We start from the raw sequence: 25784 nt of genomic DNA, 5'->3' as shown, positions 1-25784 counted from the left end.
ACCCAGTTCTGTGCCGGAAGGATGTAGGACGCTTTGGTCTGCCTGCTCGACACAGGTCTTCGGGCATGGAGTCCCGCAAAGCGCTTGCACCGTCCCTACGCCAGTATGAACTGGATCAGGTTCAACGGGTCACTGCGCCGCGAAGCCAGCAGTATCTCAGCCCCTTGCCGGGACTCCCCTGGTGAATGACTTAGGTTGAACGGGCTAGCGCCATCTTGTCAAGCGTTCGGCCGGCGATTGCGACCGGCGGCCGATCAAACGCAAGGACTAAGTTCGCGCATCTTGGGCGACAATTCATGGCCCCGGAGGATAAAGGCAGGGATACCGAGACTGCCAAGTCGTAGGACCGGACCGCGATGCCCTTTTTCAATCACCTTTTCAACCGGCACAAAGATTGCGCGCAGATCGCCTCGATCGGCGCGCGCCTCATAGCGATCAACGCGGCGAATCTTATTCTCGCGGACCCGGTTAGAACGGACGGCCCCCGTTAGAATGACCGTTGGAAACGCAGGATGCCGCCGAGGCTGTTCTTTTTGTCGGCGTTCGTCCAGTTCGTTTTCGACGGACCTACCATCCCGACGCACAAGTCGCCGCAGCGATCATAGTCGACTTCGGCTATAACCGTGAAATCTGGAACGAGCGTATAGGCGACGTTCATAGCGAAAGCATAGTTCTTGAGCTGATCACCCGAGACCTGGAGGTTGAACGCAGTTGTCTCGTTAAACTGGTAAGTGCCGCCAGCCCAGAAAGACCAGCTGCCCCCCCAAATTTTGTAGAAACCGCGGCCGTGAGCGTCGACTGCATTATTCGAATCATCATTGAGCTTGCCATTGGAGCCGTAGCCGAACATTCCGAAGAGCGACAGTTCGTCGGTGACATTGACCTCGACGCGGACCTTCCCGGCCACCGATTCGTAGTTGCTGTCATAAGCAGCCACGCCGGTGATCGCGCCCCATGGTTGTGTGTATTTTAGGCCGCCGACCACATGTGGAACATAGCTGTCCAGGCTGTCGATCGCGCCTTCGCCGTCTTCAAGCGAGACCACAGCCGAAACTCCGTCACAGCCGTCGAAGTAGTACTGGACGACGGTGGTGTCGAAATCGCCATAGGGAACGAGCATCTGATTGATCACGTTGCCAGGATAGCCAATAAACATGTCGAAGGCCGACCAGTCCTTGCCGACTCGCAGGCCACCAAGCTGAATCCAGGCGAAAGTCAGGCTTAGGTCTCTGTTGAAAGCGTAGTTTCGAAGACCATCTCCATCTGAATAAGCGTTGAGGTTACCAAAGTTCATCCGGGTTTCGCTATAGGTCTTCAACGTTCCGAATTCGGTTTCCTGGTTCGTCCAGCTCTTGAGCGTGAAGCGGGCATTCTTGTGCCAAGTAGCATTGGTGCTGCCGTCCTCTTGCTCGGTTGCCTTTGCGCCATCGAACGCGCCGACATCACCCAGGCCGATGTCGTAGCGAACATAGCCGCCGATGCGCAGGCAGGTCTCGGTGCCTGGGATATAGAAGTAGCCCGCGCCATAGACATCGCAGATCTTGACATACTCGGTCGGGTCTGGCTCCGCGGCGGCGATCACGCCGGCGCGAGCGTCGGAGGCTCCAAACAGGGCCGCAGCTGAGCCGAGAAGAAGGCTCGTGATGTTCATTCTTGCTCTCCGTTCAAAGATAAAAAGGGAAGGGGACGCGTTGCGCGCGAGCTTTAAGGCTGCTGCACCGACTCGCCGCCTCAGCCGACCCGGGAAAGTTGAGTCCAAAACGCTCGGGCTGTTGTCCAACCGCAACTTGGCGCTGGCGGCGTCTTTCAGTTGAATTTGATGCTCGCTTGCCCGAACACGCCGTAGCGCTCAGCCTCCCAATGCAGGACCTGCGGTCGGCCACCGCCCGGCGTCTCCTCGAAATGTTCATAGCCAGCAGATACCGCGCGCCAGTAACGACCGCCGATGCCGATGTTGAACAAATCCGTGACGTTGTAGTTCAACATTGCCTCGAGCTGGATGCCATGCCCGTTGCCGTCTTCGGGAATCGGATTGATCTCTGGGCGCAGATGGTGCTGGTCTTTGCCATCAAGCCGCGTGAACAGCACCGCGACGTCACCAGAAAGGCTCAGCCGTTCGGTGATTTGCGTCTGCCCGGCCAGGCCGAGTCGCAGCGAATGCCAATCGTTCTCCTGGCTGATGACGCCCACATTGGTCGTTATGGCCGGTACGCAGATTCTCGGGTTAGCCGCCTGCTGCGCGCAATGGAAGGTGTGGTAGCTCTCGTTCCAGAAATTGTATCCCACAAGCGCACCGATGCGGGAGCGTGGTGTCGTCCAGAAATTGTATCCAACATCGGCGGTGAAATAGGAGAGGCGGCCGCCGCGTTGGCCGGACAACGTGTTGGAATAGATTTCCACGAACGAATGGGGTTGCGCGAAATCCTCGTCGTTAAGAGAACCCTTGGGAATCCCGCCCGCACCGAGGAAGCCCTTGATGAAGATGCCAGTCGGGTTGTGGGTCGCGTCGAAGAAGACTTCGCCAGAACTCGCAACGACGTCGTTATATGTGAGGCGCGACACCATCACCGTGCCGCGGCTGTCGTAGAGATCCTTCGATGCTTCGCCGCTACTGTACCAGTAGCGTAGCCCGCCTTCGAACGAAAAGACCGGGGCCACCGCGTCGCCTCGCACCGCCGCTTCGGCAACCACCGGTCCGTCGGCAGCGGCCGCACCCGCCGACAGACCGCATAGCACGACACATGTCAAAACCACTCGCCGCATCACCAGATTCTCCTTTGTGTTGATTTGAGGGTTCTGTCGGAGACATCCGGAAGTTCACCGGGTTGGACCAACTTCAGAGTTGATCTCCAGGCGAGAGGATCACCTCGCCGAAGACCCTGTGCATCCCCGGCTATGGCTGCCAGGGGGCCGCTTGCTTCTTCGGCACCGGGATTCCGCGATTGGACGACCTGATCCCGGCGGGGACGGCATTGTGCGAACATTGCGACACTCTCCGCGAGACGCGTTTAGCGACATCCGACGCAACATGCGTGCCAAACAAAGAAAACCTTTACCCGCATGAAAATTGAGATGCCGCGTGTGTCGGACATCTGTCATGCTTCGGACAATGTCGCGATTCTCGGTCACAAGGTTGGAGGCATGAAGCTCTTCAATTTGTGAGGAGTGATGAATTTCAAAATCCGCCGGCTTCGCGATGCGGGCAAACTCTCGAGGTCGGACCCACGGCGGGAAGGCTCTCGCGCTAATCCGTGCCTCCTACTGTGAAAAATGCCCGCCGGGCGCGACCAGCGGCTTCTGGCGGGCTCGCGGCCCTGACCAGTCATGTGTCGACCGGGCAGGCGCTGCACTCGATTATTCAAACGCCGCTGAATCGCGCATTGGGTTTGTGTTGATCCGGTTCAGTCACGTCTGCCGCCATGCTTTGAGCATGGCTGTTGTTCGCTTGCGCGACAATCGATGGCTTCTCGCTGGCGAACGCTCAACGAGCATCTCGCCTCTTCGGCGTGCCCTCAGTTAACGGGTTAAGGAACATCGACGCTTTCATTCAAATTCCTGCAAGGAATTCGACAAAATAGGGACACCACTTTCACCGACGAGGCGTCATCATTTGATAAATAATTGAAATTTAAGTCGGCGCTGCGCGTGGCACGAGTTTTGCTGGTGGTCTGTGAGGAGGTGGAGCGTGAAATGTTAAGTGGTCTGTGCACTTTTCAAAGGCGCAGAACAGATAACATTGTCTAGTAGGATCGGAGAACTCAAGTGACATGTACAGCGATAACAGCTTTGCTGTTTGTTTCCACGTTGGCTTTCGTATCGGAGATAAAGGAAGCTGGTGGTTTGCCGAGCTTTCATGCGCCGTATAGCTGGGGATATCAATACCTACTGGCAGCCGCCAAAAGACGCCCGCTTCCTGTTTCGAATGGGAAAGTGGACGCTTCTTTCATTTCATATCGCTGCCGCAAGTTGAACCCGTCCTGCCTGATGTGATGCGCACCCATCTATGCGTGCCCAATGCAATATGCGCCAAATACCCTATTTCGCAGTACACAGCATGGTTCCGGTCCGAACCGTGGCCTCGCACTCACGCGACAAACCTCAATCGCCTTATGGCGCAGGAGCCCATGGCATTCGGAATTCCCCGGTCCGTCCACCTCTTGAATGAGAAGGTAGCAAAACCAGTTCGGCGTGCGCGCGACGCCGCAAAGCTCGCGCGAACCCCAATCTGGTCCTGACAGCCCAGTCGGGGAAGCTTTCGCAATCTGTTGATCCTGAAGGAGAACGACATGAAGTTCCGTCCATTGCATGATCGCGTACTCGTCCGCCGCGTCGAGGCCGAGGAGAAGACGGCCGGCGGCATCATCATCCCAGATACAGCCCAGGAAAAGCCGCAGGAAGGTGAAGTCATCGCCGTCGGGCCTGGCGCTCGCGACGAGAGCGGGAAGCTTACCCCGCTCGACGTGAGGGTCGACGACCGCATCCTATTCGGCAAGTGGTCCGGCACCGAAATCAAGATCGACGGCGAAGAACTGCTCATCATGAAGGAAAGCGATATCTTGGGTGTGATCGAGGGTTCGGCCTCGGCCAGGCAAGCCGCGTGATCGAACCGCGTACCACAAGTGGTCAACAATAATTCGCAGGAGTGAACCAATGGCTGCCAAGGAAGTGAAATTCCACAACGACGCTCGAGACAAGATGCTGCGGGGCGTCGATATCCTCGCCAATGCCGTGAAGGTGACCCTCGGCCCCAAAGGCCGCAATGTGGTTATCGACAAGAGCTTCGGCGCTCCGCGTATCACCAAGGACGGCGTCACCGTCGCCAAGGAGATCGAGCTCCAGGACAAGTTCGAGAACATGGGCGCGCAGATGGTGCGCGAGGTCGCGTCCAAGACCAGCGACATCGCCGGCGACGGCACCACCACTGCAACGGTGTTGGCACAGTCGATCGTGACCGAGGGCGCCAAGGCAGTCGCGGCCGGCCTAAATCCGATGGATTTGAAGCGCGGCATCGACAAGGCGGTCGAGGCGATCGTGGCCGATTTGAAGGCGAATGCCCGCAAGGTGACGAAGAACGACGAGATCGCCCAAGTTGGCACGATTTCGGCCAATGGCGACGAAGAGATCGGCCGTTATCTTGCCGAGGCGATGGAAAGGGTCGGCAACGAAGGCGTCATTACGGTCGAGGAAGCCAAGACTGCCGAGACCGAGCTCGAAATCGTCGAAGGCATGCAGTTCGACCGCGGCTACCTCAGCCCTTATTTCATTACCAACCAGGACAAGATGCGGGCCGAGCTCGAAGAACCCTACGTGCTGATCCACGAGAAGAAGCTCAGCAATCTGCAAGCCTTGCTACCGTTGCTGGAGGCCGTTGTTCAGTCCGGCAAGCCGCTGCTGATCATCGCCGAGGACGTGGAAGGCGAGGCACTGGCGACACTGGTGGTCAACAAGCTGCGCGGCGGACTGAAGGTCGCCGCTGTCAAGGCTCCGGGCTTCGGCGATCGCCGCAAGGCGATGCTTGAAGATATCGCGATCCTCACCGGCGGAACGGCGATCAGCGAAGATCTCGGCGTCAAGCTCGAGAACGTGACGCTCGAAATGCTCGGCCGCGCCCGCAACGTCGAGATCGAGAAGGAAAACACCACCATTGTAGACGGCGCTGGCCATAAGGATGAAATCAACGGTCGCGTTGCTCAAATCAGGGTGCAGATCGAGGAAACCACCTCGGACTACGACCGTGAGAAGCTGCAGGAGCGCCTAGCCAAGCTCGCCGGCGGCGTCGCGGTGATCCGAGTCGGAGGCTCGACCGAAGTCGAGGTCAAGGAGCGGAAGGACCGCGTCGACGACGCGCTGCACGCTACCCGCGCGGCGGTCGAGGAAGGTGTCCTGCCGGGCGGCGGCGTAGCACTCTTGAGGGCTGCAACGGCGCTCGACAATTTAGCTGTCGAAAACCCAGACCAGAGGACCGGCGTCGAGATCGTGCGGCGCGCCATCGAGGCTCCCGCTCGCCAGATCGCCGAAAACAGTGGGGCGGAAGGCTCCATTATCGTGGGCAGGGTTCGCGAGAGGCCTGAGTTCGGCTATGGCTGGAACGCCCAGACCAACGAATTTGGCGATCTCTTCAGCCAAGGCGTGATCGACCCCGCCAAGGTGGTGCGCACCGCGCTGCAGGACGCCGCTTCGGTCGCCGGTCTGCTCGTCACCACCGAGGCGATGGTTGCCGAGAAGCCGAAGAAGGAAATTCCCGCGCCGCCAATGCCGGGCGGCGGCGGCATGGATTTCTGACGAGGGCATCCTTCTTTTCTGGGGAGAGGGCGGGACTAGCTTACCAGAGGTCCATTCGCCCTCTTCCAGGCGTGGATTCCGCCCTCGATGTGGCAGGCTGATGTGAGGCCCTGGTCCTGGGCGGCCTGCACCGCCATGGCCGAACGCTCACCGAAGGCGCAGTAAAGCACAAGCCGCTTGCCGGTCGAGCGGGCGAGCTCGTGCAGCACGCCGCCGGGCATGATATTTTCTTGCAGCTCCGGGTAAGGTACATACAGCGCACCCGCAATTGTGCCGTGGCGTTCGCGCTCCGAGCGCTCGCGCAAGTCGATCAGCGCGACATGGACCAGCGCCAACGCTTCGTTGGCATTGGCCGCCCAGCCGCGCCGCGCGATTTCGTCCTGGCTGAGCCCGATCTTCCTATTGGCGAGCACGGCGACATCCATCATTTTCGGGTTGGCGAGCTTCAGATTATTCATGATCGCGACATACTCGTCGACCGAGTTCACCTGCAGGCGCGGGTTGAAGGCCTTCTCCTCGCCGATGGTGGAGACAGTGTTGCCCTTGTAGTCGTGTGCCGGGTAGACCAGCGTGGAGTCCGGCAGCTTGAGCAGCCGGCCGAAGATCGACTGGTACTGGTGTCGCGCATCGCCGTTCTGGAAGTCAGTGCGGCCTGTGCCGCGAATGAGCAGCGTGTCGCCGGTGAAGACCCGATCCGGCAGGACGAAACTATACGAATCGTCGGTATGGCCAGGCGTGTGGACGACGTCCAGAGCGAGTCCTTCAATGGTCAGCCTGTCGCCGTCGGCAAGCCGGATCGATACCACGTCGGCCTTGGTCTGCTCGCCCATCACCGTGATGCACCGCGTCTTGTCGCGCAATGCACCGAGACCGGTGATGTGGTCAGCATGAAGATGCGTGTCGACCGCCTTGACCAGCTTGAGATCGAGCTCGCGCATGAGCTGTAGATAGATAGCGATCGACCTTGTCCAGAACCGGATCGATAATCAGGGCCTCGCCGCCTTCGCGGCTGGCGAGCAGATAGGAGTAGGTGCTCGAAACGGAATCGAAGAGCTGACGGAAAATCATGATTTTGCTCCATATCTTCTGGTCGCGAGATCATTGCGGTCTGTCGTCCGGCTCTAAGGCTAGCCTCAGCCGCTGCACGCTCAGCACCCGCCTTGGGATGGCCTCGCGGTTCGTCATACTTCGCACGCCGCAGAAAATGGCGCGCCGATCAAGACACGACCTCGCGCAGATTCCGGGGCAGCAAACGGCGCGTTGGTTCACGCGAGCGGAAAGGGAAAGTCACGCCCGGGAAACGGCCGCAGAAATCGCCAAAGCTTCATTGGCCTCATCAAGTATGGAGAAACTATAGCGGCCAGATGCGTCGAGATCGACCGAGTAGCTCAGGCGGTCGCGTATGTGGTTGTCCTGGTCGAACGTGACGATCCGCGGCTTCAGCGCTGTGAGATGCGTTTCGTTCACGTAGATGGAGTTGCACACGATGATCGGGTCACCAGGTTGGCAGGTGCGGGCGGCAGCGCCATTGAGGATACAGCATCGTGATCCGCGCTCGCCGAGAATGACATAGGTCGAAATGCGCGCGCCGGAATTCTTATTCCATATCTCCACGAACTCCATGGGCAGGATCCCGGCTGCCTCGCAGTGATCAGGATCGAGCGTTATCGACCCGTGGTAATTGAGGTTTGCTTCGGTGACGTGGATGCCGTGAAGCTTGCCGGCGACTATTTTCCGCATTGGGCTGTTGTCCTTTTGGTCCATGATCAGGCTTGATGTCTTGTCGGCGGCCGCTGGTCGGCTAAATTCCGACCACGAGCGCGCCGCCGGTGAGCCCGGCACCTGCCGCTGCCAGGAGCAGTTTTTCGCCCGGCCGAAACGGCTCGGCCTGACTGGCAAGCGACAGGGACAGCGGGATCGTCGCGGCGGAGGAATTGCCGTATTCGGCGATCGTCTTGACGACCGCGTGGCCGGCAATGCCGAGGTTCCTGCCGACCGCGTCGAATATGCGGGCATTCGCCTGATGCGGCACGAAGCGGCTGATGTCCTGCGGCTGCAGCCCGGCCGCGGCCAACGCATCTTTCGAGCAAGCGGTCATCATCTCCACCGCCTTGCTGAAGACTTCGCGGCCGTCGATGATCGTCATCCTGGTTTGTTCGATGTCTAGTTCATCATGGAATGGCCTACTGCTGCCGCCCGCCGGAATCTGGATCAGCCCATAGTGCGAACCGTCCGAGTCCACCGCGGCGCCGAGAATGCCGCTATCGGCATCCTCGCTGGGGCCGATCACCACGGCGCCGGCGGCATCGGCAAACAGCACGGCGCTGGCGCGCTCGGCCGGGTTGATGCGACGGCTCAGGATGTTGGCGGCAATGACAAGGGCGGGCCTGCCATGGAGGCGGGTGAAACCGTCGGCGAACATCAGCGCATAGATGAAGCCGGCGCAGGCGCCGGTCAGATCGATGGCGCCGGCCCGGCCGAGGCCAAGCCGATACGCGACGAGCGGCGCGCTGGGCGGCAGAAGATGGTCGGGGGTCGAGGTGGCAAGCAAGAGAAGGCGGATGTCGTTCCGATCGATATCGGCGTTCGCCAGCGCCATCTCACCGGCCTGCGCGGCAAGGCCGGACAGCGTATCGCCATCGGTCGCCCAGAAGCGCGAGCGAATTCCGGTGCGCCGCTCGATCCAGCCCGGCTCGAGGCCGAGACTGTTCTCGATCTCGGCATTCACGACCTTGCGCGCAGGCGCGTGATGACCAAGCCCGAGGATGCGCGACGACCTGCTCATGCTTTCGGGCCGAAGCAGTCGCCGGCCTCCTCGATGGCGTCATAGAGCCGGTCGAGCTCGTCGGCGGTTATGCAATAGGGCGGGAGAAGATAAAGCACGTTACCGAGCGGGCGTATGAGCAGTCCCCGCTCGAGGAAGAACGTCCGCAGCTTTGGACCGATCTCGGCCAGATAGCCGGTGGAACTCGTTCGCAAATCGAGCGCCGCGATCGTCCCGGTCGCCCGGCAGTCGCTGAAGACGGGAGTTTCGCGAAAGCGCCGGAGGCGGGCGGCCTGCAGCATGCCCAGGGCCGCGATCCGCTCGGCCACAGGTTCATCGTGCCAGATCTGGACATTGGCAAGCGCCGCCGCGCAGGCAATCGGGTTGGCCGTGTAGGAGCTCGAATGAAAGAAAGTCTTTTTTCGGTCTGTCGAATAATGGGCCTGGAAGATGGCCTCGGTCGCGAGCGTCGAGGCGAGCGGAACCGTGCCGCCGGTGAGACCCTTCGAGGTGCACAGGATGTCGGGCGTGATCTGCGCCTGCTCGCAGGCGAACAGGGTTCCGGTCCGTCCCCAGCCGGTCATCACTTCGTCGGCGATCAGCAGCGTGCCTGAGGTTTCCGCGATCCTCTTGAACTCGGTCAGAACTGAAGCCGGATACATCAGCATGCCGCCCGCACCGAGCACGAGCGGCTCGACGATCAGCGCGGCGGCGCGCCGGTCGCGACAGACGGCCTCGAAGCGATCGAGCGTTTCCTGCTCGTGCCCCGCGGCAGGGAAGGGGATGGTGTCGACCTCGAACAGCAAGGGTTCGTAGGCGGCGTTGAACACGCCACGCGCGCCGACGCTCATCGTGCCGATGGTGTCGCCATGATAGCTATGCTCCATGACGACGATGCGCGAGCGCGGCGCGCCGATGTTGCGGAAATAGCCGAGCGCCATCTTCAGCGCGACCTCGACCGAGGTCGAGCCGCTGTCGGAATAGAACACCCAGTCGAGTCCTGCCGGCGCAAGATCCACCAGGGCCTTGGCCAAATCTTCGGCCGGCTCGTGCGTGAAGCCGGCGAAAATGACCTGGTCCAGCCTGGCAGCAGTCGTCTCGATCGCCTTGACGATGCGCGGATGGCGGTGGCCGTGCGTGACGACCCACCAGGAGGAGATGGCGTCGAGGATGCGCGTGCCGTCGGCCTTATGGAGATAAGCGCCCTCCGTCCGGACGATTGCGGGGATCGCCGGTTCCAGCGCGTGCTGTGTGAAGGGATGCCAGACGCGGGATTGCGACATCATTCGATCCCCGCGACTGACGAAAGGTCGAAATTGGCAGCCATCGCGTCACGCAGGGTGGCGGAGGTCAGCGGATCGAGGTGCGGCAGGCGGCCGAGCTCCCGCACATTGCCGAACTCTGCGATCGTCCGTTGGCTGTCCGCCATTTCCTCGCCGATGAAGGCGACGCCGACGAGCGGGATTGACCGCGCCCGCAGGGCCTCGATCGACAACAGCGTGTGATTGATGGTGCCCAGCGCGGTGCGCGCGCAAAGGATGACGGGCAGCTGCCACTGCGTGAATATATCAATGAATTTTGTCTGCCGATTGAGCGGCACCATCAGTCCGCCGGCGCCTTCGATGATGAGCGGTCCCGGCAGGTCCGGAAGCGAGAGTTTTGCCGCCTCGATCGCCACGCCGTCGATTTCGGCCGAACGATGCGGCGATAGCGGCATGCTTAGGCGGTAGACTTCCGGCAGCACGCGCCCGGCCGGCAGGCCGGAAAGCCGGGCAACAATCTCGCTGTCGGTTTCCTCGTCGAGGCCCGATTGCACCGGCTTCCAATAGAAGCCGTCAAGCAGGCCGGCGAGGCCCGCTGAAAACACCGTCTTGCCGATGCCCGTGTCCGTCCCGGTGATGACAATGCCTCTGGTCATGCCGCCTCCGGTCATGTCACCTTTGGTCGTCCTGGGCCAGCGCTTCTGCCAGCGCGTCGATCATCGCAAAGATGGCGGCTTCGTCGACATTGAGTGTCAGCGATATGCGCAGGCGCGATGTCCCTTCCGGCACGGTCGGCGGACGAATGCCGCGGATGTCAAAGCCGCGCGCCTGCAGTTGAGCCGCCACCGCCATGGTGCGCCGATTGTCGCCGATGACAACTGGCTGGATTTGCGTTCCACTGGGCTTTATGCCGCAGCGCTCTGCCAATTGGCGGCCCGCCACGGCAATGCGTTCATGCAGTTGAACACGGCGCATTGGCTCGTCGGCGAGTATGGCGAGTGCTTCACGCGCAGCAACCGCCATCAGCGGCGAAGGCGCGGTGGCGTAAATGAATGGCCGGGAGCGATTGACGAGATAGTCGCACAGCGTTCTTGGTCCGGTGACCAGCGCGCCGGAGCCGCCGAGCGCCTTGCCGCATGTGTGGAGCGCGACGATGTTGTCGCGGCCCTCGAAAGCGACGGCAAGGCCGCGGCCATCCAGTCCCCACACCCCGGTGGCGTGCGCCTCGTCGACAATGATGAACGCCTCGTGCCGGTCGGCGAGCGCGACAAGGCTCTCCAAAGGCGCGCAGCCGCCATCCATGCTATAGAGGCTTTCGATGGCAATCCAGATGCACCCCATGCCGCCTTGGGCGCGCCAGCGTTTGATCGCATTCTCGACGGCGTCCACCTCGTTATGCGGGGCCAGCACGAACTCCGCGCGGCCGGCGCGCGCGCCTTCATGCATGCTGGCATGGGCGAGCTCATCGAGAACAAGCAGATCACCCTTTTGCGGCAGCGCCGTCAGCAGCGCGAAATTGGCCATGTAGCCGCCGCCGAAGAACAGCGCGCGTTCGGCGCCGAAGAAGGCTGCAGCGTGAGCTTCCAATTGCTCATGCTCCGGCGCATTGCCGCGCAGCAGCCGCGATCCCATGGCGCCGACCGGCGTGCCACGTGCGATCGCCGCTATAACCGCATCGCCAAGCCTCTTGCAGTCGGCAAGCCCAAGATAGTCGTTTGACGAGAAGTCGAGGCCGGCGCGCGGCGAAAGCGTCCGCAGCCGGTCCTTGCGCGCTAGCCCCTGCAAGGTCGCCTCATAGCGAGCAAGCGGCGCTCCGTTCATTGCGCATCGAGTTCCATCGGCTCGATGCCGAGACGCCTAAACAGCAACGTATCCTTATCCTCGCCCGGATTGTCCGCCGTCAGCAGCGTATCGCCGACGAAGATCGAATTGGCGCCGGCAAAAAAGCACAGCGCCTGCATCTCGTCGGTCATGGCGGTGCGGCCGGCCGAAAGGCGGACATGCGATTTCGGCATCATGATACGGGCAAGCGCAATCAAGCGGACGAACTCGATCGGTTCGACCGGCCTTGCTTCGGCAAGCGGCGTGCCGGCGATCGGGATGAGCATGTTGATCGGCACGCTTTCGGGATGTTCCGGCAGATTGGCGAGCGTGACCAGCATGTCGATCCGGTCCGCCGGCTCCTCGCCCATGCCGATAATGCCGCCGCAGCAGACCTTGATGCCCGACTGGCGAACATTGTCGAGCGTATCGAGCCGATCGGCAAAGCTGCGCGTGCTGATGATCTCGCTGTAATAGCGTTCCGACGTGTCGATGTTGTGGTTGTAGTAGTCGAGCCCCGCCTGCTTCAGTCGCGCGGCTTGCTCGAGATCGAGCATGCCGAGCGTCATGCAGGTTTCCATGCCGAGCGCCTTGACGCCTTCAACCATGGCGACCACCGCATCCATGTCGCGCGGCTTGGGATTGCGCCAGGCCGCGCCCATGCAATAACGGGTCGCGCCGGCGTCACGTGCCTTGGTCGCTTCGGCGATGACGCGCTCGACCTCCATCAGCTTCGAGGCCCTCAAGCCGGTCTCGTGATGCGCCGACTGGCTGCAATAGCCGCAATCCTCCGGGCAGCCGCCAGTCTTGATGCTGAGAAGCCGGCTGAGCTGGACCTTGTTGGGGTCGAAATTCTGGCGGTGAACGGTTTGCGCCAGGAAGAGCAGATTGTTGAAGGGTGCGTCGTGAAGTGCCCGAGCCTTCTCCACGGTCCACATCCCGTCATCAGCACATTGCGCCCGTGACATCGTCTTAGTCGGATTGGTGTCGCGCATACCCGTCCTGTTTTTTTAGCTCTTCGCCTATCCTGGCTTCTTCGTCCGACCCATGCCGATTCGAATGCTGTCGATGCCCAACCCTCGTTGGCCGTTCATGGCGAGCAAAAGTCCAGTCCGATATCGAGAATTGGCGCACTGTGGGTCAGCCAGCCGACGGAGATCAGATCGACGCCTGTGGCTGCGATAGCCGGCGCTGTTGCAGCGGTGATCTGCCCCGATGCCTCCGTGATTGATCGGCCGGCAACCATGGCCACCGCCTGGCTAAGCTCATCGAGCGACATGTTGTCGAGCAGGACAGCGTCCGGGGCGAGCGAGAGGGCTTCTTCCAACTGAGCCAGCGTGTCGACCTCGACTTCGATCTTGACGAGATGGCCGACGTTCTCTCGCGCGCGTTTGATGGCGGGGCGGATACCGCCCGCAACCGCAATGTGGTTGTCCTTGATCAGGACGGCGTCATCGAGGCCGAAGCGGTGATTGACGCCGCCGCCGGCGCGCACGGCATATTTTTCGACAGCTCGCAACCCGGGCGTGGTCTTTCTGGTACAGATGATCTTGGCGCGATGTCCGCGAACCGCTGCAACAATCGAAGCGGTTGCCGTGGCAATGCCACTCAGATGGCACAAGAAATTCAGCGCCGTCCGTTCAGCGGTGAGAATGGCCCGGGTCGGACCACTCACCGATGCAATTATCTCCCCTCGCGCAACTCTGCTGCCGTCCGCCCGGATCACATCCATCTTGACATTGTGGTCGATCAACCTGAATGCGAGGCTCACCAGATCGAGCCCGGCGACAACCCCGGGCTGGCGTGCGGCTAGCACAGTCGTGGTGTGATGATACTTCGCGACCGTCGCCTCGGTGGTGACGTCACCTGCTCTGCCAAGGTCTTCGAGAAGGGTTGACCGCACCAGCGGCTCGAGCACGATTGCGGGAAGCGGTGACAGGCTCATCAAAGGGCGCCTTCAAGGGTTGGCGAGTGTGCCAGTTCCCGCGCTGCGGCCAAGGCGGCATCCAGGGTGATCTCGGAACGTCGCGCAACAGCCGCATGACGAGGAAAATCCTCGCGGTAATGAGCGCCGCGGCTCTCTCGGCGCCGCAAGGCACAAATAGCAATCATCAGAGCGACAGCCGCCGGATCCGAGGCCGCGTTCTCGCTTTCGGCGAGCGGCAACAACGCCCGTGCGGCTGCTTTCAAATCGTCACCATTGCGCACAATTCCGAGTGCGCGCGAGACGAACGCACGCACCGGTATCGGATCTGGCGATGGGTAATCGCCCGCAAACACTGGCTTTGTTCTTCGAGAAGGCGTGCCGGCTACGCTTTCGGCGACCCACCGCGCGCACACGACGGCCTCGGTCAAGGAATTGCTGGCGAGCCTGTTGGCGCCATGCAGTCCGGTCGAAGCAGCTTCGCCACAGGCCCACAAGCCCTTGACCGACGTCCTGCCGAACCCATCCACAGCGACACCACCCATGTGATAGTGTTGGGCAGGATGAATGGGAATGGGATCGTGCACGGGATCAATGCCCAGTCCGCGACAGGCAGCTGCGATTGTCGGGAAGTGTCGAACAAATTCCGGGCCAGGCCGTTTGCGCGCGTCGAGGAAGACCTGATGGCCGCCTGCCAGATGGCTCCAGACTGCACGCGCCACGACGTCGCGAGGCGCGAGTTCGGCGCCCGGCACTCCATCTAGGAAGCGGCGACCGGTCTCATCGATCAGGGTAGCGCCTTCGCCTCGGACGGCCTCGCTGACCAGCGTCATGGGGCGTTCGGGGCTCTCAAGCGCGGTCGGGTGGAATTGGATGAACTCGAGGTCCGCAAGAACAGCGCCGGCACGGGCCGCAAGTGCCAGACCCTGTCCGCAACTGCCAGGAGGATTGGTGGTGTCGAGAAATAGCCCGCCGATTCCACCGGTGGCAAGGATGACCCGCCGTGAGCCGAAGAACACAGGTCCTAGCGAACAGCTCGCCCAGACGCCTCGGATTGCATTCTCCCTGACCGCCAGCCGGCGCGCTTCTACTCCCTCCACGACAACGATCGAGGGCGAGGAGCGCACGGCCGCAACAAGAGCGCGCATGACCTCACGCCCGCTACCATCGCCATGCGCATGAACGATGCGACGTTGACTGTGTGCAGCCTCCAATCCGAGGCACAATGATCCTTTCGGCGTACGGTCGAAGCAGACGCCAAAGCGCGCAAGTTCCTCGATCGCCCCCGGCGCGGCTTGGAGGATGCGGCTCGCCATGTCTGTATCGCAAAGGCCGTCGCCGGCGGCGAGCGTATCGGCCAAGTGAAGGGTCGGATCGTCGTCTTCGCCGAAACAAGCAGCCAGGCCCCCTTGTGCCGAGCTGCTTGATGCCTCGGCTCCCAACAGCGCCCTGGACAGAACAAGCACCGGCTCAGGCGCCAGATGCAGTGCCGTCATCAGTCCGGCTATGCCGCCGCCGATGATGATAGGCCGCCCGAAGAAGCTGCGGATCGAGGCGGTCAAATTGTAAGCATCCGTTCGACCGCAAGCCGCGCGCGTCCGGCAATCGCCGGCTCAAGAGTCACGACATGCCGGTTTTGCTCGAGCGCCATGCGGATATTGGCAAGCGTGATTTGCTTCATGTGCGGGCACAAATTGCACGGCCGGATGAACTCGATCTCTGGGTGCGCTAACGCGACGTTGTCGCTCATCGAGCATTCCGTCATCAGCACGACACGTGGCGGCTTTTGCATTTCGACATAGTCGCACATGGCTGCAGTCGAGCCGGAAAAGTCGGCTTCGGCCACCACGTCGGGCGGGCATTCGGGATGGGCCAGCACCGTCACGCCGGGATGGCTTTCGCGCAGCTCGCGGATATCGGCCGGCGTGAAGCGCTCATGCACCTCGCAATGGCCTTTCCAGGCGATGATCTCAACACCGGTCTGGGCAGCGATGTTGTGGGCCAAATATTCGTCCGGCAACATGATCACTCGGGAAGCCCCAAGGGATTCGACGACCGCCTTGGCGTTGCCCGATGTACAGCAGATATCCGACTCGGCTTTGACTTCGGCTGAGGTGTTGACATAGGTGACGATCGGCACGCCGGGATAGCGCTGGCGCATCAAGCGCACATCTTGTGCCGTGATCGAGTCCGCCAGCGAGCAACCGGCGTCGAGATCGGGAATGAGCACCGTCTTGTCCGGATTAAGCAGCTTGGCCGTTTCGGCCATGAAATGCACACCAGCCAGCACGATGACTTGCGCCTCGACCGTCATAGCCTTGCGGGCGAGCGCCAAGCTGTCGCCGACGATGTCGGCTACGCAGTGGAAGATCTCGGGTGTTTGATAGTTGTGGGCCAGGATGACTGCATTGCGCTCGCGCTTGAGCGCCAAAATGGCCTCGATGTCATCGCTGAACGCCGCCCATTCCCCCGGCGGGATGACGCGCCAGACGCGCCGATAAAGAGACGCGGCTGAAGGTAACGCCCCGCTCATCGGCCCCTCCAATTATAATCCATTTGACTATAAGGGGTATATATCTATCCCGACTATAAGCGTGTCAACCCCGCGCGACGGGCAATTTTGTGCCGACTATGGGCGTTTCGTCCAGGACCGCGTGGCGGAAGCGATAGAGTTTTGCCGGTCGCCCGCCTGTATCGACCGAAGTCTCGCCAGTCTCCTCGACCAGCTCCTGCTGCTCTATGAGGCGACGAAAGTTCGGCTTGTTGATCAGCCTGCCCGCGAGAGCTTCGACGGTTCGTTGCAGCTGTAGCAAAGTGAACGACTGCGGCATCAGTTCAAAGACGACCGGCCGGTATTTGATCTTGGCGCGCAGTCGCGCAATGCCGGTCGCTACGATGCGGCGGTGATCGGCGACCATGGACTTGCTGGGCACCAGCGAAGGCCGCGTCGCGTCGCGTGCGCTTCCCGCCTCTTGGACCAGACCTGCTTCGTAGATTAACTCGTAGCGTTGAAGCGTAAGGTCTTCATTCCAATGGCGGCCGTCGAAGCCGAATGCCGTCGCTGCCCGCTGTCGACGTTCGCGTCTCGTCGCCGCGTCGGCAGCGCCGCCTGCCCATTCAATCAGCCGCGGTCGCAGGACATCCAGCAATACCGGCGGCGTCCCGAAACGGTGGTCTTCCCATGGAAAATATTCATACCAGCTTCGCCAACCGCACTTGCGTGAGGCAGCTGCCTGTTCCTTGCGCGTGAGCGCGAGATAGCTGATTGAGATAGCGCGCTGTCGACGCTCGGAGCCGATGCGGTCTCGATCGGCGAAGGTGTAGAGCTGCTCAATATAGCCCAGCGGATGGCCGGTCTGCTGCTCCACCCACCCCCTCAACCCGGATTGCAGCGATCGGTGCTCAAGCGCAAATGGTCCGGAAGGTAGTGTATCCGCCTGGCCGATGGTGAGGACGCAGGGTTCGTTGTCGTTTACAGCGACGACAAAAGCGATCAGGTCCACTTTGACTTCATCGGCTTTGAAGGCGGCTCGGTCTTTCCTGGTTCCTTTTGCCTGTTTGTCCATGGTCGCGAAAGTGGTTGGTAGGCCTGCGTGCCTTAATCGATTTAATCTAAACGCAGCGTCAACACCGCGCAACTGCATGGCCATTTTTTAGCTCTTCGCAACTGCACAAAATCGTGTCAAACGCGACACCCGCGGTGGGTCACGTGGGGGAAGGCAGTTCGCGTTAGCGCAGCTGGTCTTTCAAAGGAAATTACACAGCCCGATATTCGGGCCCGTAAAGGTGGCGCCCCGCTCGTCTGCTTGACGACCTATGCGACGTCGGTTGCAAAGCTGGTCGATCGACATTGCGACATCGTTCTTGTCGGCGACAGTGTCGGCATGGTGCTGCGCGGTTCGACCACCAGCAGGAGGCGATGATGGTAAAAGGGTCGCGCGCCTGGCATCGGTGCGGGATCGTTCAGTCCAAATCTGTGCTGGCATCGAGCGACATTCACGGAGGTTGGCAACGCGAAAATGCATCGCGTATTTGAAAACTTCGGCGAGCAACTGTCTGCAAGCGTTGATATTGCCGATCTCGGTGAGGCTATGGCGTGGTCCGCAGCCGGCTTTGAGCCGTGACCTGACTGCGAGAATGGCAGCACCATCCCTTTTCTTAGGCTTCCGGTCGCGGGTAACCCACTCCACGAACTCCTGCCGGGTAGCTGTTCGCCACTCACCGATATTGAGACAAGCTGGCTCTTTAACAGCCTGTCCCTTCGTTCGCCGATGGGATTTACGCACGATCGTCACGAATGTTCAGCGTGTAACGCGTGTGTCGGAGTTCACCAGTTCTTGTCAGCGCACCCTTGGCAACCAGATCCTGCAGGTCCCTTGTCGTCGTGGCGCGAGACGCCTGGGTGATGGCGATATAGTTCTCGGCGCTGAGACCGCCCTTGAAACCGGTGATGCCCTCACGGAACATTCGAGCGATCACCTTCTCCTGGCTCTCGTTGAACTGACCCCGGTGATGCTCGTAGTACTTGGCCTTGGCGACAGAGAACTCGACGCGAGCAAGCGTTACGCGCTGCGCGTCTAGGATCGTGTTGGCAAAGTAGAGCAGCCAGTCGGCAATCGCGTTGCTCTTGTTGCTGGCTTCCAGGCGGTCGTAGTAGGCCTTGCGATAACGCTCGATCGTATAGGCTACCGCGATGAGGCTCGGCTCGCCCAGTTTTGCGCCAGCGCCTTTTCGCAAAGGGTACGCCCTATGCGGCCATTGCCGTCTTCGAACGGTTGAATGCTCTCGAAATAGAGATGCGCGATACCGGCGCGCGTCAGCGCGGGAAGCGCTTCCTGAAACATGGGTTTACACGTGGGCGGCCATCTTCGCGATCGTGCATCCAAACGGGCCGCTACCTGATGGGCGGCGGCTATAGACGATTCCTGAGGTAATTACGGCGACAGCTTCGCAATCCTTACTGTGCTGCAGAGCGAGGCAATTGTGCATTGCACAAAATTTGACGCGCGGTTAGCGTTCTGCCGCCGCGGGATTCGGGCTTGGGTAATCCGAAGCGAAGCAGTGGGAACTAATGCTTCGTTGAAAGTGCATTCATACCTGAGGATCCTAATGACCGTTACGAATACCGACAAAGCCGGCGCTACAAGTCTCGAGGCGATCGCGCGAAACGGCAGTATGCTACGTCGCATGGCCGTTCGCATTCCAACATATCTGTCGGACCTTCGCGAGAATCCAGCGTGGCTGCCGATGTTCGTGTTCGCCCGCACTATGCCTGCACGGAAAATGCACTGGCGTGGTGCAAAGCCTGTTCGCGCGTCGCAGAAAGCGGGGGAAACAATGTTTGTCGGCGTCAATCGTCAGGACGTTGTCGATGCGCTGCAGTCGGATGGGCTTTTTTCCGGACTCGTCTTGCCCAAATTTATCCACGAGGAGATTGCAGCTTTTGTCCGGTGCACGCCTTGCTTTGGCAATTTCGATCGCCGTTTCGAATTCATGCCGACGGAGCATGCACAGGCTGAAGCTCGCTTCGGCCGTCCATTGCTCAGCGGCCACTATTTCGAGCGCATTCTCGGCTGCAAGGCGGCAGTCGCCATTCAAAATGATCCGTTGCTCATGGATATCGCTGCACACTATCTCGGCGGCCAGGCGAAACTGATCACCACGCGCGTTTGGTGGAGCTTCCCCACCAGCCAGGTCTCCGACGCCGACAAGAACCTAGCATCGCTCGGCAAATACCACTTCGATCTTGACGACTGGCGGATGCTGAAGTTCTTCTTTTACCTGCTGCCGGTAGACGAGGGCACCGGTCCACATGTCTATGTCCGCGGCAGCCACAAGCGACGCGCGCTCAAGCATCAACTGACGCTTCTCGTCGGCCATCCCGCAGAAGAGGTTCTGCGCGTCTATGGCGAGCAAAGCGCCGTCACTCTTACAGGAGAAGCAGGGCTTGGTTTCGTCGAGGATCCGTTCGGCTTCCACATGGGCACCGTACCGGCGCATAGCCCGCGGCTGATGATGGAAGTCGGCTTCGGCGTTTCGCCGCCCTCGCGCCGACGCTTTCACGGCGAGCCGGTTATTCGCTGATTTCGGACAAGTCCCGAAAAAGGTTTCCCAGACCGAAGACCAGTGCCTTGTAGGCAAATAAGCAATGGCACCATACCGGACAATCTGCGTCCACGGTCGGGCGCTTCCTCCACATGGTGCCGTTGCAATCCTGCCATCACCGAAGCCAGAACCTGCCTGCCCTCGAATGGACCGGTCGGCTGTATCCGCATCACGCCCTATGGCCAGCGGCTCATCATCGCTGACGGCCCTCTTGAACAGGAACTCGAAACTCGCCCTGTCGCCATGTCCAGTGCTATCGCGGCACCGGCCATCGAGCCTGGCCGACGCTTATTCCATCGCGGATCACCGGCAAAAAAACGCTGTTAACAAGATTTTTGGGCCCCCAATAGAGACTCGCAGGCTAACGGGTGAGGTGATGAATGTCTGATTCGAACATAAGCGCCTTTCCGCTGCACCGGCGGCGGAAGTTGGTTGAAGGTATCGCTCGAATCCTGGAATCGAAGAACGGGGAAGACGCGAATGCCTTCTGGCGCAACACCGCCAAGCAAATTCTCGTTCAACTGTCCGAATCAGGGATTGCACCCAGGCTCGCCGAACAGGAAGTTGGAACGCTTCTTCATGCTGTCTTGAGCGATATAGCCACCCGGAGTGCTCTGACGCTTGCATAATAGCATCGGCTAGGACAGCAACGGCGCGCTTGGCGAGACGATGCTGGCTGGAGCTCACCTTGGTTGCCGAGAACGGCCCAACACACCAGCCACAATCGGCCGCCATGGCCGAGATTGCACCGCTGTTACAACAGCACAGCGGGCACCCGGAGGCTGCTGGGTTGACTACGTATGTCGGAACCGCAAAAAGAGCTGCTCTTCGTGAGTGGCGTGCGCCGGCAGTCTCGCCCCAAGCCCCCGCCCAGGCTGCCGGCGCGCTTCTAGGAATCTCGAAGTAGGCCGCGCCCAACGCCTCCTTGTCTGACTATTCGTCGATCAGATCCTCGAGCAAGCAACGGGGTAAGCGTCGCACGCCTCTGCCTGGCAAGCGAGGCCTTGCATTTCCTCCAGCGACGAAGCCGATTGCCATCGGTGTGCCGGTTTTGGTGTTTGCCATTAGGACTTGTCGGTCGCCGAGTGAGCACCGGAAGCTCTCCCGATCGAAAGAGGGCAGGGCGGCCCGCCACATCCCTTTCGTCGCTCACATTTTCGCTGTTGTCGAGTCTTCCCGGGCGTCGGATCTGGATATTCGATTTACGGCAAGAAGAGACGACCCTGGCATATCCTCATGCCCTTTGTCGTGCCATCGCTTTGCAGCGCTCGCGGCGCCGTTTCAAGCACGACAGTCATGCCGGCGATGTCGGCACCGATGCCGGATGCCAAAATCTGCAACATGCATTCTCGTCAAATCCTAGCCGACCAACATATGTCCGGCCTTCCGCAACGCCCCTAGGAAGAGAGTGGCATGATGGTCGATATTAACTTTGGCCTGCATTGACAGGGGCATGCTGGTCCAATTCTCTAGTGGCGCAGTCAAACCCGATAAAATTCCACCGACAATGCAATGCCGGATAACAAGGCCTTGTATGTCCAAAGCCAGCACGCCGGTCCGGTCGCTTGGATACCGGATGGCCGCAATCCGCTGGACCGCCGCGTCACCGTTGATCCGCACGTCGAAAAGCAGGATACCACGGCTCCTGGCGGCTATCGCCGCGGCTTTTTCAGTGAAGCCTAAGGAGAGCGCGCGGACGCTTTCGACCGCCATCTGGAAAACCAGCGAATCCAGTTCATCCGCAGCCATGGGGGTAATTGCGCGCAATATAGGGGGGATTGCAATCGACGCACTCGCTTGTTCACAGATGTCGGCCCAAGACCATCGTTTCGTTTCGGTTGCCGGTCGGCCACTGACTGACGCCGTGCTTCGAGCCTCGTCCTGGGTGGGCCTCTCATTAGGTTCTGTTTCTTGCACGCTCAGCCCGCTTGAGCACAGCGGCACGTCAGCGCATCAAGCTCGTCCTCCGTTCACAAACGAGGCTCCCTGGGGTACTGGGAGAACAGAGAAATCTCCGGTCGCAGCCTACCCGGTCAAAACAGGAAACCCCAAGATGAAGACACTCGTCGTCTGCTCCGGCGGATTGGACTCCGTTACCCTTGCTCACAAGGTGGCGGCGGAGCAGGAACTCACCGGCCTCGTTTCGTTCGATTACGGCCAAAGGCACAGCAAGGAATTGGACTTCGCCGCCCTTTGCGCGGAGCGTCTGAACGTCCCCCATCGTATCGTCGACATCCGCGAAATCGGCCGCGGCCTTTCCGGCTCCGCACTGACCGACAATGTGGAGGTGCCCAACGGACATTACGCGGAAGACACGATGAGGGTCACGGTGGTTCCGAACCGTAACGCCATCATGTTGGCCATCGCCTTCGGCTTCGCCGCCGCTCGCAAGTTCGAAGCGGTGGCGACGGCTGTCCACGGTGGCGATCATTTCATCTACCCGGACTGCCGGCCAGACTTCATCGACGCCTTCCAGATGATGCAAGACCGCGCGCTCGACGGCTGCGCCAACATTCGCCTTTATGCGCCTTACATGAATCTCACGAAGACGGACATAGTTGAGGATGGAGCCCGACACGGCACGCCATTTGCGGAAACTTGGTCCTGCTACAAGGGCGGCAACCGTCACTGTGGACGGTGCGGGACCTGCGTCGAGCGGCGTGAGGCGTTTCATCTGTCTGGGCACCCAGACCCCACCGACTACGACGACGCCGACTTCTGGCTCGACGCGTTGCGCAGGAGGAGCGTGTAATGTTCCGCATCACCAAGGAATTCCACTTTTCGGCGTCCCATCAGCTCACGTCCTTGCCGCCTGACCACCAGTGCGCGCGCCTGCATGGGCACAACTACATCGTTGAAGTCGAGCTTTCAGCGAAGGAACTGAACGAGCACGGCTTTGTGCGCGACTATCACGATCTGGGACCCCTCAAACGTTATATCGACGAGAATTTTGACCACCGACATCTCAACGATGTGCTCGGACATGAAAAAGTTACCGCGGAATGCCTGGCCAGGCACTTTTTTGAATGGTGCAAGGAACGCCTGCCCGAAACCTCGGCCGTGCGGGTTAGCGAAACGCCGAAAACATGGGCCGAATGCCGGCCATGACCGATACGCATTCCGCAATCCGTGTGAGTGAGATTTTCGGGCCGACGATCCAGGGCGAGGGCGTGCTCATCGGTCTGCCGACGGTCTTCATAAGAACCGGCGGGTGTGACTATCGCTGCTCGTGGTGCGACAGCTTGCATGCGGTGGACAAGCAATTCCGGCATGAATGGGAGATGATGTCCTGCGAAGCGGTGTGGCAAAAAGTGCTAGCCCTTTCCGGCGGCCGCCCGTTGACGGTTTCGCTGTCAGGCGGCAATCCCGCTATCCAGCCTTTCGGTGCTCTCATCAAACGAGGCCATGATAAGGGTTACCGATTTGCGCTGGAAACCCAAGGTTCCGTGGTCAAGGAATGGTTCGCCGAACTTGACGTGCTGGTTCTCAGCCCGAAGCCCCCGTCAAGCAAAATGACGACTGAATGGGCGGCTATCGAGGCGAGCTTCCAGGCGGCACAGGACAAGCCGCAGGTCGTGCTGAAGCTCGTGGTTTTCGATGAAAATGACTATGCCTTTGCGAAAGAGGCCGCCGCGAGATTTCCGCGGCTTCCAGTCTATCTACAACCCGGCAATCACACGCCGCCACGCCCCGGAGATGAAGATGCCTCTGTCGACGTTGACGGAATAATGAAACGCATGGAGTGGCTGGTTGATAGCGTGACCCATGACAATTGGTTCGAAGCCCGCGTCCTACCACAGCTGCATGTTCTGCTCTGGGGTAACAAACGAGGCGTATAGCCAGCATTCGCCGGGCCGCCAGCGTCGGCAGCGGCATGGCAAGATTTCGACAATCAAGATGCAGATCCCAATCTCGTAGCGCGACGGGCTTCCAGTCGCTGTCAAGTAGCGTGTAGCGCCCAGAGCGACCCCCTGACAGCCAGCCCATATTTCGAAAAGGCAAGCGCCGGAAGCCAACGCAGAAATCCGCATACAGAGGAGTGAAAGATCGTGCATGTTTTCTCGTGCCACCGCGGTTTGGCACGGCGCTTGCGGCAGCGTTGTCGCGTTTAGACCGACGCGTCGCGATGGCAGAGCTCGCGCGGCTCGGAGCCCACCTCGATTCATTCGAGGAAAGAGTGGTGTCGCCCCCCACAAGTCCGCGATGCAAGCTCTGCGCTCTGCAAACCCCACGGCAACCTTTACGGCGAAGTACTTGCCGCCGTCGCACTCGGCTATCATCGCGGCACTGTGGACGCACGAGATGCGCTAAAGTCCCAATTTAGGTGGGCCCCCAGCACGACAAACTGCCGCAAGGATTTTTCTACCGCCGATTGTTATCGTGCCGATGCTTGGGACCGGAGGGCACTCGGATCGGGAGAGCAATCAAATGACAGTACGGCAGGAGATCCACAGTTCCGGAATTCCCGTCACTTGCCTTTATTGCCAGGCAAGGCACCGCGGCCTCTGCGGCGCGCTCGATCCAGATTGTTTGGCCAAGCTCGCCAAGACTTCATCGCGGCGCAGAATCGAACCGGGCGTCGAGTTGATTGGCGATACGCAGGACATCAGCAGCTATTCAAACGTGCTTTCGGGTGTGGTGAAACTGACGAAGAGCCTTTCGGACGGCCGTCAGCAGATCGTCGGTCTCCAGTTTGCGCCGGATTTTCTCGGACAGCCCTTCCAGGTGAAGAGCGCGATTAATGCAGAAGCGGCAACAACTGTCTCGCTGTGCTCGTTTCCGAAGGCGGCAATCGAACAGATGATGAAACAATCACCGGAGCTCGAGCATCGCCTGCTCAAGCAGACGTTGAGCGAACTCGAAGAGGCACGCGAATGGATGGTGACTCTGGGCTGCAAGACCGCACTTGAGAAGGTGGCGAGTTTTCTTCTCATGATCGCCCGTAACATCAATCCCAATGTTGGCTCCGCCATTGCGCCGGCCCGCTTCGATCTGCCGCTGACGCGTGCCGACATCTCTGATTTCCTTGGAATTACAAACGAGACGGTGAGCCGTCAGCTGACCAGATTGAAGATGGACGGCGTGATCCGGATCGAGAACAACCGCCGTGTGACGGTAGACAACATGAGCCGTTTGGAACAGCGTTGCGGTGGGGGGCGGCCGAGGCGCAAACGTCCTTGAACGTTACCTGAGTGGCAGCTCCTGCCTCGCTTACCCCACCCAAGCAGGACACGCTCGCGTTCGAATGCGATGCATCGCCGCGTCTCGGCCAGCTCGTGGTGACACATTGATCCTGGGGTGGCGGCGGCAGATTAGACGCAGGCCAATTCAAATTGCGACTTCACAGTCGGGCAAACTGACCCTCTCCATAACGGTCCTATAAGGGTAGTAGATAATTAGTAGTCGGCTGTCCCAAGTCCCAAGTCATTTTTGAAGCCGTGACGGCGCACTGTATCGGTCATCCTTCGCATGCGCACGGCGTCATCTGATTGCCCCCGATCGCCACCACGCCGGATCGGCCCGGGGCGGCGGACTTGTTTCATAAGCGACTCTGGCCGGGCGCACCTCGATGCTGCCCGAGGCAAATTCGTGTTGCTCTGACATAGATCAGGGCGAACAGGCCGCG

The 25784-nt window shown here is 60.4% G+C and carries 21 protein-coding genes, 3 pseudogenes and 1 riboswitch; of the genes and pseudogenes, 9 read left to right on the top strand and 15 right to left on the bottom strand.

What is annotated here, in order from left to right:
* Positions 1-74: 74 nt before the first annotated feature.
* Positions 75-190: riboswitch (TPP riboswitch) on the bottom strand.
* Between the two features lie 297 nt (positions 191-487).
* Complete coding sequence (locus DPM35_RS26475; RefSeq protein ID WP_112130142.1) at positions 488-1651, bottom strand: porin; 1164 nt, start codon at positions 1649-1651, stop codon at positions 488-490.
* Between the two features lie 155 nt (positions 1652-1806).
* Positions 1807-2763: a hypothetical protein gene (locus DPM35_RS26470; protein WP_146767988.1), complete on the bottom strand. Its 957-nt coding sequence runs from the start codon at positions 2761-2763 to the stop codon at positions 1807-1809.
* A 1523-nt stretch (positions 2764-4286) separates the two neighbouring features.
* Between DPM35_RS26470 and groES the strand changes: the two genes are divergently transcribed.
* Positions 4287-4601 (top strand): co-chaperone GroES, encoded by a 315-nt coding sequence (gene groES / locus DPM35_RS26465; protein WP_112130266.1) that lies wholly within the window; start codon positions 4287-4289, stop codon positions 4599-4601.
* A gap of 49 nt (positions 4602-4650) precedes the next feature.
* Positions 4651-6282, top strand: a complete 1632-nt coding sequence (gene groL, locus DPM35_RS26460; RefSeq protein ID WP_112130140.1) for a chaperonin GroEL — start codon at positions 4651-4653, stop codon at positions 6280-6282.
* Between the two features lie 35 nt (positions 6283-6317).
* Here groL and DPM35_RS26455 read toward each other — a convergent pair.
* From DPM35_RS26455 to DPM35_RS26405, 11 genes and pseudogenes are all read right to left on the bottom strand, one after another.
* Positions 6318-7350: pseudogene (locus tag DPM35_RS26455) on the bottom strand (MBL fold metallo-hydrolase).
* A 219-nt stretch (positions 7351-7569) separates the two neighbouring features.
* Positions 7570-8022 (bottom strand): aspartate 1-decarboxylase, encoded by a 453-nt coding sequence (panD, locus tag DPM35_RS26450; protein WP_112130265.1) that lies wholly within the window; start codon positions 8020-8022, stop codon positions 7570-7572.
* 61 nt (positions 8023-8083) lie between these two features.
* Complete coding sequence (locus DPM35_RS26445) at positions 8084-9067, bottom strand: beta-ketoacyl-ACP synthase III (protein WP_181592149.1); 984 nt, start codon at positions 9065-9067, stop codon at positions 8084-8086.
* Positions 9064-10329, bottom strand: coding sequence for an adenosylmethionine--8-amino-7-oxononanoate transaminase (locus DPM35_RS26440; protein ID WP_112130264.1), 1266 nt, complete (start codon positions 10327-10329; stop codon positions 9064-9066). Before DPM35_RS26440 ends, DPM35_RS26445 begins: the two co-directional genes overlap by 4 nt.
* The gene (bioD, locus tag DPM35_RS26435; protein WP_112130263.1) at positions 10329-10964 is read right to left on the bottom strand and encodes a dethiobiotin synthase; all 636 of its coding nucleotides are present in this window, start codon (positions 10962-10964) and stop codon (positions 10329-10331) included. The genes DPM35_RS26440 and bioD overlap by 1 nt, the downstream gene beginning before the upstream one ends.
* A gap of 16 nt (positions 10965-10980) precedes the next feature.
* Positions 10981-12129: an 8-amino-7-oxononanoate synthase gene (locus DPM35_RS26430; RefSeq protein ID WP_112130138.1), complete on the bottom strand. Its 1149-nt coding sequence runs from the start codon at positions 12127-12129 to the stop codon at positions 10981-10983.
* Positions 12126-13067, bottom strand: coding sequence for a biotin synthase BioB (bioB, locus tag DPM35_RS26425; protein ID WP_245431649.1), 942 nt, complete (start codon positions 13065-13067; stop codon positions 12126-12128). The genes DPM35_RS26430 and bioB overlap by 4 nt, the downstream gene beginning before the upstream one ends.
* Before the next feature lie 152 nt (positions 13068-13219).
* Positions 13220-14074, bottom strand: a complete 855-nt coding sequence (gene nadC, locus DPM35_RS26420; RefSeq protein ID WP_112130136.1) for a carboxylating nicotinate-nucleotide diphosphorylase — start codon at positions 14072-14074, stop codon at positions 13220-13222.
* Positions 14074-15615 carry an L-aspartate oxidase gene (locus DPM35_RS26415; protein WP_112130135.1) on the bottom strand — a complete coding sequence of 514 codons (1542 nt, stop codon included), beginning with the start codon at positions 15613-15615 and terminating at the stop codon, positions 14074-14076. Before DPM35_RS26415 ends, nadC begins: the two co-directional genes overlap by 1 nt.
* Entirely contained in the window at positions 15612-16586 is a 975-nt protein-coding gene (gene nadA, locus DPM35_RS26410) for a quinolinate synthase NadA (protein ID WP_112130134.1), read from the bottom strand. Before nadA ends, DPM35_RS26415 begins: the two co-directional genes overlap by 4 nt.
* 64 nt (positions 16587-16650) lie before the next feature.
* The gene (locus tag DPM35_RS26405) at positions 16651-17619 is read right to left on the bottom strand and encodes an NUDIX hydrolase (protein WP_112130133.1); all 969 of its coding nucleotides are present in this window, start codon (positions 17617-17619) and stop codon (positions 16651-16653) included.
* Positions 17620-17808: 189 nt separating this feature from the next.
* Here DPM35_RS26405 and DPM35_RS26400 point away from each other — a divergent pair.
* A pseudogene (locus DPM35_RS26400) lies at positions 17809-17952 on the top strand (3-methyl-2-oxobutanoate hydroxymethyltransferase); the annotation flags it as partial.
* A 379-nt stretch (positions 17953-18331) separates the two neighbouring features.
* Here the strand turns inward: DPM35_RS26400 and DPM35_RS26390 are convergent.
* Positions 18332-18954, bottom strand: a pseudogene (locus tag DPM35_RS26390) (Fic family protein); the annotation flags it as partial.
* A gap of 208 nt (positions 18955-19162) precedes the next feature.
* Here DPM35_RS26390 and DPM35_RS26385 point away from each other — a divergent pair.
* Positions 19163-20137: a hypothetical protein gene (locus DPM35_RS26385; protein ID WP_112130131.1), complete on the top strand. Its 975-nt coding sequence runs from the start codon at positions 19163-19165 to the stop codon at positions 20135-20137.
* Between the two features lie 401 nt (positions 20138-20538).
* Positions 20539-20787, top strand: a complete 249-nt coding sequence (locus DPM35_RS26380) for a DUF6074 family protein (RefSeq protein WP_112130130.1) — start codon at positions 20539-20541, stop codon at positions 20785-20787.
* Between the two features lie 730 nt (positions 20788-21517).
* Here DPM35_RS26380 and DPM35_RS26375 read toward each other — a convergent pair.
* The gene (locus tag DPM35_RS26375; RefSeq protein ID WP_112130129.1) at positions 21518-21907 is read right to left on the bottom strand and encodes a hypothetical protein; all 390 of its coding nucleotides are present in this window, start codon (positions 21905-21907) and stop codon (positions 21518-21520) included.
* A gap of 304 nt (positions 21908-22211) precedes the next feature.
* Here DPM35_RS26375 and queC point away from each other — a divergent pair, with 304 nt between their 5' ends.
* From queC to DPM35_RS26355, 4 genes are all read left to right on the top strand, one after another.
* Complete coding sequence (gene queC, locus DPM35_RS26370; protein WP_112130128.1) at positions 22212-22910, top strand: 7-cyano-7-deazaguanine synthase QueC; 699 nt, start codon at positions 22212-22214, stop codon at positions 22908-22910.
* Positions 22910-23266, top strand: a complete 357-nt coding sequence (queD, locus tag DPM35_RS26365) for a 6-carboxytetrahydropterin synthase QueD (protein ID WP_112130127.1) — start codon at positions 22910-22912, stop codon at positions 23264-23266. The genes queC and queD overlap by 1 nt, the downstream gene beginning before the upstream one ends.
* Entirely contained in the window at positions 23263-23997 is a 735-nt protein-coding gene (gene queE, locus DPM35_RS26360; RefSeq protein ID WP_112130262.1) for a 7-carboxy-7-deazaguanine synthase QueE, read from the top strand. Before queD ends, queE begins: the two co-directional genes overlap by 4 nt.
* A 589-nt stretch (positions 23998-24586) precedes the next feature.
* Positions 24587-25339 carry a Crp/Fnr family transcriptional regulator gene (locus tag DPM35_RS26355; RefSeq protein ID WP_112130261.1) on the top strand — a complete coding sequence of 251 codons (753 nt, stop codon included), beginning with the start codon at positions 24587-24589 and terminating at the stop codon, positions 25337-25339.
* The last annotated feature ends 445 nt before the right edge of the window (positions 25340-25784 follow it).

It is taken from the genome of Mesorhizobium atlanticum (assembly GCF_003289965.1).
GTDB classification, from domain to species: Bacteria; Pseudomonadota; Alphaproteobacteria; order Rhizobiales; family Rhizobiaceae; genus Mesorhizobium; species Mesorhizobium atlanticum.
This window is presented reverse-complemented; position numbering and strand designations above follow the sequence as displayed.